Below are 15,326 nucleotides of genomic sequence, written 5' to 3'. Positions count from 1 at the left end.
ATGGTCGACGGGGACAATCGGTTCGCGCGCGCACGAATGGCGGCGGGTGCGCTTTTCGTCCGTGGTGACGAGGTGCTGTTGGTGCACAAGACCTACGGCAACGGTTGGGATATACCCGGTGGCTATGTAGAGCCGGGTGAAGCGCCTACCGCCGCGTGTCGACGCGAGGTCCGTGAGGAGCTCGGAATCGACCGTGCGCCAAGGAGATTGCTCGTCCACGACTGGGCGCCGAGCCAGGGCGAAGGCGATAAGGCACTGTATGTATTCGACTGTGGCGAACTCGGCGACGATGCGCGCGCCATCGAACTTCAGGCAACTGAACTCGACGAATGGAAGTGGGTTCGCATCGATAAGGTCGATGAGTATGTCGTTCCCAGGCTGGGCCGCCGCCTCAGGCAGGCCCATTCCGCGCACTTCGACGGTCGCACGGCCTACCTCGAACATGGGGAACCTGCGCCCTGAGGTGCATTGCTGCCCGAGGGCAGCCGCCTCTGCTCACTATTCGTGACTCGGATCACAGCCGAGGTTGTCACATGGGGGACGGGTCGCCCGTCCTGTTGGTGCAATCGAGGATTCCTCGGCCGATGACGTCGGGGACGGAGTGAGGAGTTGTCATGAGGGTGCTGGTAGCTGGGGCGACCGGGGTTATCGGTAGGAGCCTGGTGCCGCTGTTGGGGGCGGTGGGGCATGAGGTCGTCGGGCTGTCGCGGTCGGTGGCCGGGGCGGAGCAAGTGTGCCGGGTGGGGGCTGCGGCGGTTGTCGCGGACGCGTTGGATGCCGAGGCGGTGGCGCGGGCGGTGCGGGAGGCGGCGCCGGATGCGGTGGTGAATATGCTGACCGCGATTCCGGAGGAGATCAATCCGCGCAAGCTCGCGGAGCAGTTCGCGTTGACCAATCGGCTGCGCGTCGAGGGGACACGCAATCTGATCGAGGCCGCGCGGGCCGTCGGCGGTGCGCGAATCATCAGTCAGGGCTTGGCATATGGCTATCAGCCCGACGCGGGGGCCGCCGATGAGGATGCGCCCCTGTGGCATTCGCGCACACCGAAGCAGTTCGTTTCGGTGCTGGCGGCATTGACCGAGCTGGAGCGTGCAACGGTCGCGGCCGACGGCGTCGTGCTTCGCTTCGGTCATCTCTATGGCCCGGGATCCATTTACGCGGCCGATGGATCGTTCGCGCGACAGGTGCGGGCGGGCAAGGTGCCGCTGGTCGGTGGTGGGCATGCGGTGTTCTCGTTCACCCATGCCGACGACGCCGCGAGTGCGGTGGTCGCCGCGCTCGACCGGACCGAGGTGAGCGGAGCCTTGAATATCGTCGACGATTCGCCCGCGGCTCTGCGAGAGTGGCTGCCGCGGTATGCCGAAATCCTCGGCGCGCCCGCACCGAAGTCCGCGCCCGCCGCGCTGGCCCGGCTGGCGGTCGGCGGCTGGGGTGTCGCGTTCATGAACGAACTGCGCGGCGCCGATAACGCCCGCGCCCGGCTGCGGCTGAACTGGCGGCCCCGATTCACCTCGTGGGCCGAGGGATTCGTGACCGAACTCGACGCCGACCGCGCCGCGGCGGCGTGATCACATCCGAAACGCCGGGCAGAAAGTGATAACCGTGACCACATCGGCCGACCCGACCTTCGAGGAGTATCGGCCGATGCTGCTCGGCCTCGGATACCGCCTGCTCGGCAGCATGTGGGATGCCGAAGATGTGGTGCAGGAGGCGTATCTGCGCTGGCTGCGCACCGATCGAGACGAAATCCGGGAGCCGAGGGCATTTCTGGTGACGGTGGTGTCCAGGCTCGCTCTCGATCAACTGCGTTCGGCCCGGGTCACCCGGGAGGCGTACACCGGTCCCTGGTTGCCGGAACCGGTATCGGCCGACACCTTCGGACCGTCGGATACGGCGGAACTGCGCGACACTCTTTCCTACGCGACTTTGCATCTGATGGAACGGCTTTCGCCACCGGAGCGAGCGGTATTCGTACTGCGCGAGGCATTCGAGCTGCCGTACGAGGACATCGCCGACATTATCGGCGCTTCGGTGCCGAACTGTCGGCAGCTACACAGCCGGGCCGCGAAGCGACTGGCCGACGGTCGGGATCGGTTCCACCCCTCGGCCGCCGAACACGGTGAACTGCTCACCCGTTTCCTCACCGCCGCCGGCAGCGGCGATCTCGCCGCGCTGCGCGAACTGCTCAGCGAAGACGTCGTCGCCTACAACGACGGCGGCGGCAAGGTGCGCGCGGCCCTGGAGCCGATCGTCGGCATCGACGCCGTGCTCGCGTTCGTCACCTGGCTGCAGGCCAATGCCCCGATCGATGCGGTCCGCACCATCGAGGTGAATGGCGAACCGGCGGTGGTGACCCGCCGGGGCGAGCACGAACAGGTACTCGCGATCGATATCCGAGACGGACGAATTCACGCGCTGTACGGAATTCTCAACCCCGAAAAACTCGCCCACGTGCAATCCTGAACTGCCGCAAGGTGGGGTGCGTCGAGGGATCGATCAGCGTGCCTTCGTGCTGGCATCTGTCCATCCCCCTAGATGGGATCACTTGCCCAAGTTGAGGGCGGCTGGTGGGTTGGCTGGAGCGTCTCGGCCGGGCCGAATCATGGGATTAATTGGTGGCGCGGGGACGGATGGGCGTGACACCCTCGACCGAATGCGGTCCTATCGCGAGGTCCTGTCGAACTCGGCGGTGCGCAATGTGCTGCTGCTGGGGGTGATGGTTCGCATACCGTTCTTCGCCGGGGCGGTGCTGCTGGCGCTGCATGTGGTGCAGACGCTGCGCGGGTCGTACGCGCAGGCCGGTGCCCTGAGTTCGGTTGTCACCCTGTGTATTGCGGTGAGCGGTCCGTGGCGGGGGCGGATGCTGGATCGGTTCGGGCTGCGGCGCACGATTCTGCCGTCGATCATTGTCGGGGCGGTGTGCTGGTCGATCGCGCCGTTCGTCGGGTACGGGGCGCTGCTGGTGCTCGCGGCGCTGGCGGGGCTGTTCGATATTCCGATCTTCACGGTGGTGCGCCAGGCCGTGATCGCGGCGACCACCGAACAGAACCGGCAGCCCGCCCTGGCACTGGAATCTGTGTCGGTGGAGACGGCTTTCATGGTCGGGCCGGTGCTCGGCGTCGCCGCCGCGACGGCCTGGTCGACGACGCTCACCCTGTTCGGGATGCAGATGGCGCTGGTGCTCGCAGGTGTTTTCGTGTGGGTGCGCAATCCACCGCTGCGCTCCGATGACAGCGATCGCTCGGCCGCCGTACCGCGGCGCGCGTGGTTCCGGCTCGAATTCGTCGCGCTGTGTATCGGTGCGAGTGCGGCGATCGCGGTACTCGCGGGTTCGGAGTTGACCTTCGTCTCCGCCATTCGAGAGTTCGGCGCGCAACGGTGGCTCGGTGTGGTGATGGCCGTATGGGGTTTCGGTTCGCTGGTCGGCGGACTCGTCTACGGCGCTCTGCATCGACCGATCTCGACCTACCTCCTACTCGCCGGGCTCGGCGCCATCACCATTCCGATGTGCTTCGCCGTCGGACCGGTATCGCTCGGCGGGGCCGGGCTCATCGCGGGCGCACTCTGCGCCCCGACGCTCGTCGCATCCGTGGACCAGCTGAGCCGGATCGTTCCGGAGGGTGGGCGCGGTGAAGCGATCGGCTGGCACGGTGCCGCCATGACACTCGGCAATGGCATCGGCAGCTCACTCGCCGGAGTCGCCATCGATGCGGGCGGATTCCCGGCGGGCTTCGCAGCGGCCGGGGCGCTCGGACTCGGACTCGGTATCGGCCTGGCGCTGCTGGTCAGGGTGGCGCGGCGGCGGCGCGGAGACCGGGAAAGGCAGCCCGCCCTGGCTGGTGGTGAGGGCGCGCGACCGTAGGCCTTGCGTTATACGTATACATCTACTTATAGTGAATACCGACGGACACCGCGGAGCATGCTCGGGGGTACCGGAAAACAGCAGATCAACTCGTCACAGCGAACCGAAACGGGGTCCGCTGGCGCTGATTCCATGCGTAATTGCATATTCGTTTATGAGATGAGGTAGGCATGGCCGCGGGTTCGCACACATCCACTCGCGCGAACGGTTCGACCGTGGGCGCGGGTGATAACGACCGCGAGCTGGTCGACGCCGAGGAGGCGATCGAAGACCTCGACATCTGAACCCTTCGGCGGCCTTCGGAGATGACCGGGGGCGCGATCGCCGGAAAGAGCAAGATCCACCGACGACGGAATCCGGCAGGAACTGTCGATGAAACATCATGCGCATGTGCGCATTCATTTATGAGATGGGGAGTCATGACCACCGATCACAACGCACCCACGGACGCCGAATCCTTGGCCGTCGTCGTCGATGTCACCAAGGCGAGGCCGGGCGAAGCCATCGCGGCGCCGGGTGAGTTCCGGGAGATCCTGCTCGAGGTCGGCCCGGGTGGCGGGCGCAAACAGCGCTTCCAGGGGCGACTGCTCGGCCAGGCGCGCAGCTACACGACCGATGGTGTCGAGCTGACCCGGGTCTACCTGAGCCGCAAAGGCAAGTACGTGGTGCATCGGCGGATATCCGAATGGTCCGACTTCGCGGCGGTGAGCTGGATCAAGGACTGGAAGAAGAACTGGCGCGACATATTCGACATCGACGAGCAGGCCTGGGCCGACTACACGGTCGAAATCGTCGAATCCTTCGAGGATCTGGCCGGCCGGATCCCGTCGAAGATCTACCGCTCCCTGGTCGATATGACCCAGCACCCGCAGACCGAGGACCTCGATATCTGAGCCATCGGCTCCCGAGTCTCGTACCGATTCCCGAAAGGAATTGTCCCGCATGTTCGCTCGATTGGGCGCGATCGTCGTTCACAACCCGTGGAAGGTGATCGGTCTCTGGCTGCTCATCATTATCGCGGTGGTGGCCTCGGCGCCGGAACTCAAATCGACCACCGATCAATCCGCCTTCCTGCCATCGCATTATGAGTCGATTCAGGCAATGGAATTGCAGCAGAAGGCATTTCCGCAGAACGAGGCGCCCGCGGCGCTACTGGTCTTCGTGCGCTCGGACGGCGCGCCACTGAGCGAAGGGGATTCGGCGAGTGTCGCGACGATCGCGGCCGAGTTGAACGACCAGCGCATCAAGGATGTCATCGGAATTCAAGCCGGTCCGGCCTCGGAGAACCGGCTGGTGCAGATCGCCGCCGTGCAGATGACGAAGGTGACCAATGCGGGCGATACCACGCAGAGCGATGCGGTCGAGAAGTTGCGTGACGCATTGCAGGAGCAGGTGCAGGGCACGGATCTGAAGGCGGGCGTTACCGGTCAGGCGGCGCAGATGCTGGATCAGACCGAATCCAGTGCCCAGGGGATGGCCATTATCGGTATCGCCACCGTCGTGCTGATCCTGGTGCTGTTGCTGATCATTTTCCGCAGCCCGGTGATCGCGCTGCTGCCGATCATTATCATCGGCGCGATCTCCAGCACCGTCGGCGGCCTGATCGCCATGGCGGCCAAGGCATTCGATCTGCAGGTGGACAGTTCGGTGAACTCGATCCTGTTGGTCGTGCTCTTCGGCGTCGGCACCGACTACATCCTGTTCCTCATGTTCCGCTACCGGGAACGGCTGCGCGCGGGCGAGGATCCGAAGACCGCCATGGTCAGCGCGGTCACCAAGGTCGGTGAGGCCATTACCTCGGCGGCGGGCGCGGTGATCATCGCCTTCATGGCGCTGACACTCTCGACGCTCGGCATGTTCCGTGCGCTCGGTCCGGCGCTGGCGATCGCCGTCGCGGTGGCGCTGCTCGCCGGGCTGACCCTGGTGCCCGCGGTCGTCTCGCTGCTCGGCACCAAGGTGTTCTGGCCTTCCAAGGCCTGGCGGCAGGAGCCGAAGGGGGCGCGATTCGGCGCCGTCGGCGCGGCGCTGGGCCGGCGGCCGGGAGCGTTCGCGGCGGTCTCCGGTGGTCTGCTGGTGACTTTGGGTGTGCTGGCCTTCGGCTTCGATCCGACGTTCGATCTCAGCTCCGGCTCGACTTCGGACACCTCCGAATCCACGGTCTACAGCAAGGAATTGCTCAAGGGTCTGCCCGCCGGATCCACTCAGCCGTCCGATGTGCTGCTGCACTCCACCAATGGTGCACCGCTCGATGGTGATCAGCTCACCGTCTACCGTGCCGCGCTCGCGGCGGTGTCCGGCGTGAGTCAGGTTGGGGCGCCGACGGTTTCGAGCGACGGGATGGCCGCCGACTTCCAGGTGACGCTCGCGGGCGCGCCCGAATCGGATGCGGCACTGGATACGGTGCGCGATCCGTTGCGGGATACCGCACATTCGATGGCGCCCGCGGGTAGCACGGCCGTCGTCGGCGGGATCTCCTCGGTGTACGTCGATTTCCAGGATGCGATGGTGCGCGACTACAAGATCGTGTTCCCGGTGGCCGGAATCCTGATCATGATCGTGCTCGCCCTCCTGCTGCGCAGTCTGGTTGCTCCGTGGTACCTGATGGCCTCGGTATTCCTCGGCTTCGCCGCCACGCTCGGTGCCGCGGTCCTGGTGTTCCAGCACGTGCAGGGCAACTCCGGGCTGATCTTCACCCTGCCGGTGATCATGTACCTGTTCGTGGTGGCACTCGGCACGGACTACAACATCCTCATGGTCGCGCGGTTGCGTGAGGAGGCCCGTGCCGGTAACGAGCCGAAACAGGCTGCGGCCCTTGCGGTGCGGCATACCGGGCCGACCGTCGCCGCGGCGGGGGTGATCCTCGCGGGCACCTTCGCTTCGATGATGCTGGCGGGCAATAATGTGCTCTCCCAAATGGGGTTCGCCATCTCGGTCGGCATTGCGATCGCGGCATTCGTGATGGCGATGTTCTTCACCCCGGCCGTGACCGCGCTCATCGGTCACCGCGCGTGGTGGCCGGGGCATGGGGATCGCGATGCTTCGGGTGGGTCCGGCGACGGTCGGTCGGACGAGGCGCACTGGGATCGGTACGCCTACGCGGACACCTACTACAGCTCCGGAGCCCAGTAGGCACCGGCGGCGGGCCGATCCTCGGCCTGGTCGAATGTCGGCCAGTGGCAGGGTAGGTTCAGTCGCTGAATGAGCGAGAGGCCGTCCGGTTCGGAATATCCGAGCCGGACGGCCTTTGCGCATCAGCTGATCGCAACCCCGCGCCCGATCAGCTGCTGATCGCGTAGGGGCGGCGGACCCGCCTGGCGAACTCCAGGACCTGGGCGATGGCGGTACGGGAAAGTCCGACCTCCGCGCCGATGCTGGTCGGGGTCCATGATTGATCGGCGAGCATGAGGATTTCGGCAAGTTGCTCCACCGGGATGACCGAAAGTCCGCGCCCCGCGATCGCACGCGCGACCGACCACACCTCGATGTCATCGCCCTCCGAGCCGAGGTTCTCGGCCAGTAGCTCATCGGCCGAAAGTGATTGCACGACTTCGCTGATCACCTCGCTGGTGGTGCGGCGCTGGTCGAGCTGCCTGACTTCCGCCTCGGGTTCCTCGGTGCGGCGCTGCGAATGTTCGTGATCGGTGGCGCGGGCGTCCTCGGTGCTCGAGCGGTCCGCCTGCGCTTCCACAACCCGCCCGATGCGCTCGGCCGGGGTCGGTGCTTCGGCGCTGCCGGTGGTGCGCCGGGATTCGGTCCGCGTTGCGGTTTCGGTTCGAGTGTTCGTGTGTTGGCCGCGAGTTGTGGCGGCGGGCGCACGGTCTTCGGCCGCGTCGCGATCGGTCTGCGCCATTGGTTCGACCGTCGTGGTATCGAAGATGCTCAGTTGCGAATCCGTGGCGGCGCGAAAGGTGCTAGCCCGATGGGAATCGGCCACTGCGGCACTAGCGGTGGGGTGCTTTTCGGGAGCGCTGGCTGTATCTGCCTGTGCCGACTGGGGGTTGATGGCCGAGGTCGGAGTTGTGTGCTCGTCGCGAGTGCTCGCCGCGGAAGCAGCGTGCTCGTCGCGAGGGTTGGCTGTCGTTGGCTGTGTTGCTCGGGGTGCGATGCCGAAGCCAGCGGTGGTGTGCTCGTCACGGGTGCTCGCAGCTGTTGCCACGGGAGTTGTGTGCTCGTCGCGATGGCTGGCCGTATTCGCCCGCGCTGTCTGCGACGCAGCGCCTGAGCCAGGAATGTGCTCGTCACGCGTGCTCACGGCGGCCGGGTGCTCGGTGTGAGTGGTGACCGGTGCGGTGCGGGGCTCGGCCCCAGTGGCGGCAGGAGTCGTGTGCTGTGCGCTGGTGTTTGCGGTCGCCCGTGCGGTGGCGGGCTGGGCCGTAGCGCCAGTCGTGTGCTGGTCGTTGGGAGCCGGTGGGTTTCGGCCGGCCACGGCGGTTGGGGTGTGGGTCGCGTTGGGCTGGTAGTGCGGTGAGATGCCGTCGGTCGTCGCGGATTCGTCGATCGTTGCGCGGATGGCGGCTGCGCCGTGAACAGGTGCTTCACCTGCGGGGGAGGCGGGGGTGGGTGGTTGGCCGTGGCCGATCGACGGGGGGTGACTTGCGCCGTTGAAGGTAGTCGACGGGACGGGGATATCGTCTGCGCCAGTTGCACCGGGTCCGATTTGCGCGCTGGGCGTTGTGCGCGTGGCGGTTTCGGTATGCCCGGCAGTGGACGCCGCGCTGGTTTGGGCGTAATTCGGCTCCGCGTAATTCGGCTCCCTGTGATTCGGCGCCGCGTGATTCGAGATGGGGTGGGTGGTAGGAGTGGTGAAGGCTCGCGCGCCTGCATTGATCGAACCCGCGGATGGAACGGTCGTCGAACTCCCAGCGTGCCGGTATTCGTCGACGGTCGGGATCTGTTGGGCGACACGACCGTTGGTCGAACGGGTGCTTTGGGAGTGGTAGACCAGGGTTTCCGTGCAGTCGAGCCGGGCGAGGGGCACCGCCTCGGGCTGCGGGCCGCGCATCGCTGTCTCGGCGATATGCGATGCGTGGGGGTCGGTCATATCGACCGGAAAGCGGACGCCCGCTTGGTCGAGCAAGGGGTCGTAACCCTTGGCGGCGAGCAGTTCTCGACGGTCGGTTGGTTCGTCGGCGCGGAAGGTGGTGATCGGTGCGCCGCGCTCGGTAGTGACCCGCTGCCGGGGTGGGACCTCGGGCTCGTCGTCGACCAGCGGGACACCATCGATGAGCAGGGCATAACGCGCGGAAACCCAGGCGTGCAACCAGATCACCACACCAACCATGACGGGGGCGATCGCGTATTCGGCGGCCTGCCCGAAGGAACCGGCGGCCAGATGTGGGCCCGCGTTGAGCGCGACGGTCGTACCGAGTAGCGCGGTTTCGAAGAAGACGACCTTGCCCCGATCGAGTTCACGACCCCAGCGGGCGGCGGTGGTCGCGGCCACCATGATGGTGATGATCGGGATCGAGATCATCGCCTCGATCCCATAGCTCAACCAGTACAGCGGATCCGCCATATTTCCGCTGGGCACCAGGTTGTGCTGGACATTCACCCCGGCCCAGACCATGCCGAGCACCACCACCGCGATCAATGCACGCGATGACCACTCGGCCCTGCGGTACAACTGGGCAAGTCGCGCATCCTGATTCGACACCCGCCGCCGCGCCGCCAGTGCCCGCCGATGCCAGCGCGCGTCCGCGTCATCGGCGCGCTGAATCGCGGCCGTGGTCCGCCGACTGCGCTTCTCCGCCGCCAGCTCGTCCTCGACGGCCCGCTTGCGCTGCCCCCGCCGCTGCGCCCGAACCCACTGCGCGAGTTCACGTTCCGCATCGATCTCGGCATCGGACAACACCTGCACCAGTGCCGCGTCATCCTGCAGCGGCAACCGACCACGTGCGTTCGCGACCCGCTCGGCCAACGCGGCAATCTCGGACCTATCGGTCGGCTGTTTGTCGCGCATCGCGAGCCTTCCCAGGAGTAGGTGTCATCTCGACGCAGACCTACTTGCTCGAACATATGTGTGATCGCACCGAGATTAAACCGCTACCCGCCCGAGGTCAATGCTCCCTGTCCGAAAACTCGAACAAATGCGCGAACCCGACGCGCCGGAGGCGTAGGGGCTCAGGCATTCTTGTGGCAGACGGCCTTGAGCATGACACCGTCGGGACCGGTCCAGAAGGTGGCGTAGTACGGCGGCGGGTACTCGGGGAATTCTTGCGGCGCGTGGATGATTTCGTCGCCGCGAGTGCTGGCCCAGATGTACACGCGGTCGACAGCGGCGCGGGTGCGGACCATGAAAGCGAGGTGTTGGAGGCCGGGGGCGGTGCGCGTGTAGCCCGCGGACTCGGCGGGGTAGAAGAAGATGTACGTGCCGGGCTTGTTGTCGGCGGGCCAGTAGGCGAATTGGTCGGCCGCGCTGATCAGCGGCGCGTAGTCGAGCAGGGGCATCAGCTCGTCGTAGTAGGCCTGGGCGGCGCTGAGATCGGTGACGTTGATGCCGAGGTGTCCGAGGGGCATGTTCGGAACTTACGCCCGATCGGGGATCAAGCCAGGGTGGTGTGCCAAACGATGGCGGCGGCCAGCGCACCCGCGCCGTTGACCGACCAGTGCAGCGCGATCGGCGCCAGCAGGCTGCCGCTGCGGCGACGGAGCCAGGTGAAGACGACACCCGCGGCCGCGGTGGCGACTACGGCGAGGAGGATGCCGACGATCTGGCCCGCGGCGCCGCCGCCGAAGAATCCGGTGAGGCCGCGGTTGCTGGTGGTCAGACCGAGCGATGAGGCGATGTGCCAGAGGCCGAAGAGCAGCGAGCCCGCCGCGAAGACCCCCCGCGCGCCGTAAACGCGGTCCAGGGTGCCATGCAGGACGCCGCGGAAGGCGAGCTCCTCCGGAATCGCGGTCTGCAGCGGGATCACGATCATCGACGCGATGAGTGCGCCGGAGATGGTGGCATAGCGGTCGGCCAGGAAGAACGGCCGGGTGACCGGCAGCAGCGCGCCGATCGCCACCACCGCCAGCACCAGGCCCACCGCGCCGAGTGCGTAGAGCGTGCCGCGCCGCCATTGCCGCGGCGAGAGTCCGAGTTCGGACCAGCCGAGTCCACGTCGGCGCATCAGCGCGAGCAGCACCACGGCGGCGATCGGAACGGTCAGGATGCTCGCCCACGCCGTGGTGAAATGGGCGATCAGATTGGTGCCGGCCAGGACGATCACCACAACGGCCACGTCCAGATAGGCGTGCAGCTTGTGGCGGGGCGGGGCCGCTTCGTCGAGGTCCTGTTGCAGCATCGGGTCCAGTCTACGGACGTCCGCAACCGACGAGCGTCCGCTGAGCTGCGGGTCCGGCGTCATCATCATGGTCTTATCGATTTCGCATTACCCGCTGTCGGCGTTAATGCCGGTCCGCCAGCCCTGCGGATCCGCCCATGCCTGCAGCGTGCGGTCGCTGTCGAAGCGGCGCGGTGCGCCGCTGATCGGATCGGTGAATTCGAGTGATGCGGCCAGCAGTTGCAGGGGCCGGGTGAAATCGTTCACAGGTTTGTCGGTGAGCACCGGATAGAAGTCGTCGCCGAGGATCGGAATGCCGAGCCCGTTCATGTGTAGCCGCAGCTGATGGGTGCGTCCGGTCCGCGGCCGTAGCCGGTAGCGGCCGAGTCCGCCGCGCTGTTCCACCAACTCGATCCAGGTCTCGGCATTGGGCTCACCGTCGACCTCCTGCGCGGCGAGCACCTGCTTCTCCTTGATGATGCGGCTGCGCACCGTCCGCGGCAGCGCCAGATCCGGATCGAAGGACGCGATGGCCTCGTATTCCTTGTGCACCGTGCGCTTGTGGAACATGGTCTGATAGGCCCCGCGCCGGGCCGGATTGATCACGAAGAGCACCAGCCCCGCGGTGACGCGATCGAGCCGGTGCGCCGGAACGAGATCGGGTAGGTCGAGTTCGCGGCGCAACCGGACCAGGGCGGTCTGCAGAATGTGCTGTCCGCGCGGAATCGTCGCCAGGAAGTGCGGCTTGTCCACCACCAGCAGATCATCGTCGCGATGGACGATGGGGATATCGAATGGCACCAGGGTTTCGTCGGGCAGATCGCGATGGAACCAGACCGCACCGCCCGGCACATAGGGCGCGTCCGGGGCGATCGGACCGGCCAGGTCGACGATGCCGCCCTGATGTAGTAGCTCGTCGATCCGCGCGGCCGGTACTCGCGGCAGCCGCTCCACGAGGTGGTCGCGAATCGTCGCCCAGCCACCCTGCTCCGGTAGGCGAAGCCGGGCCGGGTCCAGGCCGTGCCGCTTGGGCAACGGCGGCTGCTGCCTCCTTCTCATCGCCAATGACCTTAGCTGCCGGTAAATTCCCAGCTCACAGCCGGGTCGGGCGCAGAATCCGCGCAGTCGATCCGGGGCGATCCACACCGCGACCGAATATTCGGCGTGGAATTCGTCTTCGGTCATCGAGATGGAGGCGAGTCCCTCGGCCTGGCTGACGTCGAGATCGCCGTGTCGATTCCGGGTCGGGCCAGCTAGGGCTCGGCGCGTTCGTCCAAGACCATCCGACGGGACTCGACCAGGGTCTGTCTGGCGCGGCGGCGGACCTTGCAGATATCGACGCTGCAATACAGGTGCACTTGCATCGCGCGGTGCGCTTGCTCCTTGGTCAGGTCGCCGCCCGGATCGTGGTGGCAATCGCCCATATTCGAAATAATTGTCGTGACAAACATTTTCACAACTCCAACCGCAGTCGCATTCGGTTCAGCAGCAGAAGCTAGTGACGTTCGGGCGCGAAAGATACGGGTATGGCCCGCCGTTCACACAACCTTCCTCGGCGCGTCGAACGCGCGAAATCCGCGGGTCCGGGGTGGTCGTTCGATCGAAAGCCCGGCTCGCTCGGCGATACCATGAGTGGGCGGTGGCCATCGACGGCATCGCATGCGTTGCCAAGTGTCCGTGAGGTTTTCGACATCCGACTTATCCACGCGATGAATGGGGGATCGAATGAATACCGAACTTTTGGAAGAGCTTTGGCGGTCCTGGGCCGAGCGAGGTGCGGAGTTCACGGCGGCGCAGTGGGCGACGCCGACCCGGTTGCCCGGCTGGTCCGTGCGCGCCCTGTTCGCCCATGTGGCACCCGACGCGACGGTGCTGAAGGCGATGCGCGAGGCTCCGGTACCGGATGGGCCTACGGTGACCAGCGGCGCGGAAATCCTGCGAATCTTCAACCGCCCCGGCGGAATCGCGCAGACAACGGCAGATGAAATCGAGGAGGCAGCGCGCAAGGCGGCCGAGACGATGGACATCGATGAGCTGTTGCGCCGATTCGACACCGACGGGCTCGCCGAGCTGGATGCGGTGCGGCCCGGTGATGTGCTGGCACATCCGATACTCGGACGCGTGACCTATCGGGCGTTCGCCGAGGTCGCCGTCGTCGATGTCACCGTACATCTGCTCGATCTCATTGCGGCGGTTGGTGGTTCGCCGGTTCCCGAACCGGCGCTACGGCTCACCAGGGAGATACTTGCCGCGGTGCCCGATCCCGTCGAATTCATCGAGGCCGCGACCGGGCGGTCGAAAGTCGCTGTGCTGCCGGTCATGCGGTAGTCAGCAGGGCGACCGCGGTATCCCGGACCACGCGGTCGGTGGCTTCGGAACGGTTGGCGGCGACGCCCGAGCGCATCAGTGCCGCGCCCTCCATGAGCGCGACGAAGGTTTCGGCCCGCGCGCGTGCGCTGGCCGCATCGCATCGGGGCTGGCGCGCGCGAATGAATTCCGCTACCTGACGGACGTATTCGGCGTAGAACTCGGTGACCGCGCGACGGATGGTCGGTTCGGCGGCCGCGATCGCCCAGATCTCGATGAACAGGCGCACCGCGGATTCTTCTTCCTGCTCCGAGAGCAGGCATGCGACAGCGGATTCCGGATCGGTGACATCGCGCAGCCGGGCCTGCGACCGGTCGATCACCCGCCGCAGCACCGCTTGGATCAGCTCGGTCCGGCTCGGAAAGTAGTGCTGCAGGTGGCCGATGCGCACATCCGCCGCGGCGGCGACGGCGCGCATCGAGGTCTGCGCGTAGCCGACAGTGCGGAGCAGTTCTTCCGCGGCATCGAGGAGTGCGTCCTGGCGAGCCGCGCCGGTGGCGTAGCGGCGGGTCACGGCGTGACCTCGATATCGACGCCGGCGTGGGCCAGCTCGGTGAGCCGATCCTGCGGCCGGGTCGCGGACTCCGGGAAGGAGACACCGGCGGGTGCGTCCCCGTCGAGCACGCGGCGCAGGCCGATCAGCGCGCCGACCGCGGTGAGATGCGCCTGACCGGCGGGATCGCGCACCGTCGCGGATCGGGTTCCGCCCGGACCGGTCACATCGATGCGCAATGCGGCGGTCGCACCGTCACCCGGTGAATACAGCATTGATCGCCGCAGCGGACGCCAGCGATCGCCGCGCGCCCGCCGGAAGAATCCGAATTTGGCCGCGGTGAGTAATGCGGTCGATGCCGCGGCGGAATCGAATCCGATTCTGGTGACCGCGGTCGCCGCACCGAGGGTGAGTGGAAATGTGAATTGCTCCGGAGTATCGATGCGGGCGACTCGCGTCTGTGCACCGCCGATGCGCACCTGCCGGGAATCCCGCAGCGGCATCGTCATGCGTCGAACACCATTATGGATTACCTCGAATTCCATGCCGAGTCGATCCATGAATTCCACCGAGTCGGCCCCGGCCCGATCGGCAAGCGCGTAGCGAATTGCGATATCGACTTCATTTGCTCCGCCCACCTGTTCGGCGAGCGCGGCGGTCACCGATCCGGTGACGCCGCCCATCCAACTCGAGGAAAGTAGAACCGGCGCGGTGGGGTGCAGCGTCGCGGCCACCACGGCGGCCCGAGTTAGGCGGGTTGTCCAACGGGTGATGTCGACGTAGGGGATGCCCGCGCGCACGGCGGCCCGCAGCACGCGGTCGTCGGGATCGTTGACGGTACTCACCACCGCGCGCGCCTCGGCGTGGAAGCCGGTGGCGTCGGTGAGGTCCCACCGCGCGACCCGTGCGCCGACTTCCTCGCCAAAGGTGCTGCCCCGCGCGGGGTTTCGGCCAGTGAGCAGCAGGGGCCAGTGTGCGGAGGCGAGGCGGGCCAGTTCGGTGCCGACGGTGCCGTAGCCGCCGACGATGAGGACCGGCGCGTTGATGTCGAACTGCAGGTGATCGGACATGGCAGCAAATATAGGTCGCATGACCTAGATTGTCGAGCCCACCCCCCGGTTAACGGGTCTTGTGAAGTTGCCCAAATCCGATGCATCGTCTTCTTCGGATCGGATCGGCATGACGGTCCATGCGGATTCCGGTGTCGCCGAGCTGAATTCGGCGCTACGGTGATCCGCATTCGATTCCGAAGGGCAGCGGGATCGGGGACGGGAGGCAACAACGTGTGTTTCCTCTATTCGCGCGTCCAGAGCCGCCGAACCATTCGCCACAGGTTGGT

The 15,326-nt window shown here is 66.4% G+C and carries 14 protein-coding genes; 7 read left to right on the top strand and 7 right to left on the bottom strand.

Going from position 1 to position 15,326, the window contains the following annotated elements; all coding sequences use genetic code 11:
- The 6 genes from ACQP2D_RS39530 (at window position 1) to ACQP2D_RS39505 (ending at window position 6,991) form a co-directional block, all read left to right on the top strand.
- Window positions 1-462 (top strand): NUDIX domain-containing protein, encoded by a 462-nt coding sequence (locus ACQP2D_RS39530; RefSeq protein ID WP_433681002.1) that lies wholly within the window; start codon window positions 1-3, stop codon window positions 460-462.
- A gap of 152 nt (window positions 463-614) precedes the next feature.
- Window positions 615-1,568, top strand: coding sequence for an NAD-dependent epimerase/dehydratase family protein (locus tag ACQP2D_RS39525; RefSeq protein WP_433681001.1), 954 nt, complete (start codon window positions 615-617; stop codon window positions 1,566-1,568).
- A gap of 34 nt (window positions 1,569-1,602) precedes the next feature.
- On the top strand, window positions 1,603-2,463 hold the full coding sequence (locus ACQP2D_RS39520) for an RNA polymerase sigma-70 factor (RefSeq protein WP_433681000.1): 861 nt from the start codon (window positions 1,603-1,605) through the stop codon (window positions 2,461-2,463).
- 190 nt (window positions 2,464-2,653) lie between these two features.
- Entirely contained in the window at window positions 2,654-3,862 is a 1,209-nt protein-coding gene (locus ACQP2D_RS39515) for an MFS transporter (RefSeq protein WP_433680999.1), read from the top strand.
- 419 nt (window positions 3,863-4,281) lie between these two features.
- Complete coding sequence (locus ACQP2D_RS39510; RefSeq protein ID WP_433680998.1) at window positions 4,282-4,755, top strand: EXLDI protein; 474 nt, start codon at window positions 4,282-4,284, stop codon at window positions 4,753-4,755.
- A gap of 49 nt (window positions 4,756-4,804) precedes the next feature.
- The gene (locus ACQP2D_RS39505; protein ID WP_433680997.1) at window positions 4,805-6,991 is read left to right on the top strand and encodes an MMPL family transporter; all 2,187 of its coding nucleotides are present in this window, start codon (window positions 4,805-4,807) and stop codon (window positions 6,989-6,991) included.
- 148 nt (window positions 6,992-7,139) lie between these two features.
- Here the strand turns inward: ACQP2D_RS39505 and ACQP2D_RS39500 are convergent, their stop codons facing one another.
- The 5 genes from ACQP2D_RS39500 to ACQP2D_RS39480 all read right to left on the bottom strand — a co-directional run bounded on the left by ACQP2D_RS39500 (window position 7,140) and on the right by ACQP2D_RS39480 (window position 12,578).
- A complete protein-coding gene (locus ACQP2D_RS39500) occupies window positions 7,140-9,821 on the bottom strand; it encodes a hypothetical protein (protein ID WP_433680996.1) in 2,682 nt (893 codons plus the stop codon).
- 161 nt (window positions 9,822-9,982) lie between these two features.
- Window positions 9,983-10,378, bottom strand: a complete 396-nt coding sequence (locus tag ACQP2D_RS39495) for a VOC family protein (protein ID WP_433680995.1) — start codon at window positions 10,376-10,378, stop codon at window positions 9,983-9,985.
- A 26-nt stretch (window positions 10,379-10,404) separates the two neighbouring features.
- Window positions 10,405-11,148, bottom strand: coding sequence for a lysostaphin resistance A-like protein (locus ACQP2D_RS39490; protein WP_433680994.1), 744 nt, complete (start codon window positions 11,146-11,148; stop codon window positions 10,405-10,407).
- Window positions 11,149-11,235: 87 nt separating this feature from the next.
- Complete coding sequence (locus ACQP2D_RS39485; RefSeq protein ID WP_433685902.1) at window positions 11,236-12,186, bottom strand: RluA family pseudouridine synthase; 951 nt, start codon at window positions 12,184-12,186, stop codon at window positions 11,236-11,238.
- Window positions 12,187-12,380: 194 nt separating this feature from the next.
- Entirely contained in the window at window positions 12,381-12,578 is a 198-nt protein-coding gene (locus ACQP2D_RS39480; RefSeq protein ID WP_433680993.1) for a hypothetical protein, read from the bottom strand.
- A gap of 274 nt (window positions 12,579-12,852) precedes the next feature.
- On the opposite strand from ACQP2D_RS39480, the gene ACQP2D_RS39475 reads away from it, so the two are divergent.
- A complete protein-coding gene (locus tag ACQP2D_RS39475; RefSeq protein ID WP_433680992.1) occupies window positions 12,853-13,455 on the top strand; it encodes a maleylpyruvate isomerase N-terminal domain-containing protein in 603 nt (200 codons plus the stop codon).
- Here ACQP2D_RS39475 and ACQP2D_RS39470 read toward each other — a convergent pair.
- The gene (locus ACQP2D_RS39470; RefSeq protein ID WP_433680991.1) at window positions 13,445-14,008 is read right to left on the bottom strand and encodes a TetR/AcrR family transcriptional regulator; all 564 of its coding nucleotides are present in this window, start codon (window positions 14,006-14,008) and stop codon (window positions 13,445-13,447) included. The two genes, ACQP2D_RS39475 and ACQP2D_RS39470, sit on opposite strands and share 11 nt — an antisense overlap.
- Entirely contained in the window at window positions 14,005-15,057 is a 1,053-nt protein-coding gene (locus ACQP2D_RS39465; protein WP_433680990.1) for a saccharopine dehydrogenase, read from the bottom strand. Before ACQP2D_RS39465 ends, ACQP2D_RS39470 begins: the two co-directional genes overlap by 4 nt.
- Window positions 15,058-15,326 lie beyond the last annotated feature (269 nt).

This window comes from Nocardia sp. CA-119907 (genome assembly GCF_050955995.1).
Taxonomy (GTDB): Bacteria; Actinomycetota; Actinomycetes; order Mycobacteriales; family Mycobacteriaceae; genus Nocardia.
This window is presented reverse-complemented; position numbering and strand designations above follow the sequence as displayed.

What these genes read in the sequence shown, in the direction of transcription:
- ACQP2D_RS39465 (WP_433680990.1), bottom strand. Translation starts at nt 15,057, where the DNA reads ATGTCCGATCACCTGCAGTTCGACATCAACGCGCCGGTCCTCATCGTC.
- ACQP2D_RS39475 (WP_433680992.1), top strand. Translation starts at nt 12,853, where the DNA reads ATGAATACCGAACTTTTGGAAGAGCTTTGGCGGTCCTGGGCCGAGCGA.
- ACQP2D_RS39485 (WP_433685902.1), bottom strand. Translation starts at nt 12,186, where the DNA reads ATGAGAAGGAGGCAGCAGCCGCCGTTGCCCAAGCGGCACGGCCTGGAC.
- ACQP2D_RS39510 (WP_433680998.1), top strand. Translation starts at nt 4,282, where the DNA reads ATGACCACCGATCACAACGCACCCACGGACGCCGAATCCTTGGCCGTC.
- ACQP2D_RS39495 (WP_433680995.1), bottom strand. Translation starts at nt 10,378, where the DNA reads ATGCCCCTCGGACACCTCGGCATCAACGTCACCGATCTCAGCGCCGCC.
- ACQP2D_RS39490 (WP_433680994.1), bottom strand. Translation starts at nt 11,148, where the DNA reads ATGCTGCAACAGGACCTCGACGAAGCGGCCCCGCCCCGCCACAAGCTG.
- ACQP2D_RS39515 (WP_433680999.1), top strand. Translation starts at nt 2,654, where the DNA reads ATGCGGTCCTATCGCGAGGTCCTGTCGAACTCGGCGGTGCGCAATGTG.
- ACQP2D_RS39530 (WP_433681002.1), top strand. Translation starts at nt 1, where the DNA reads ATGGTCGACGGGGACAATCGGTTCGCGCGCGCACGAATGGCGGCGGGT.
- ACQP2D_RS39480 (WP_433680993.1), bottom strand. Translation starts at nt 12,578, where the DNA reads ATGTTTGTCACGACAATTATTTCGAATATGGGCGATTGCCACCACGAT.
- ACQP2D_RS39500 (WP_433680996.1), bottom strand. Translation starts at nt 9,821, where the DNA reads ATGCGCGACAAACAGCCGACCGATAGGTCCGAGATTGCCGCGTTGGCC.
- ACQP2D_RS39505 (WP_433680997.1), top strand. Translation starts at nt 4,805, where the DNA reads ATGTTCGCTCGATTGGGCGCGATCGTCGTTCACAACCCGTGGAAGGTG.
- ACQP2D_RS39525 (WP_433681001.1), top strand. Translation starts at nt 615, where the DNA reads ATGAGGGTGCTGGTAGCTGGGGCGACCGGGGTTATCGGTAGGAGCCTG.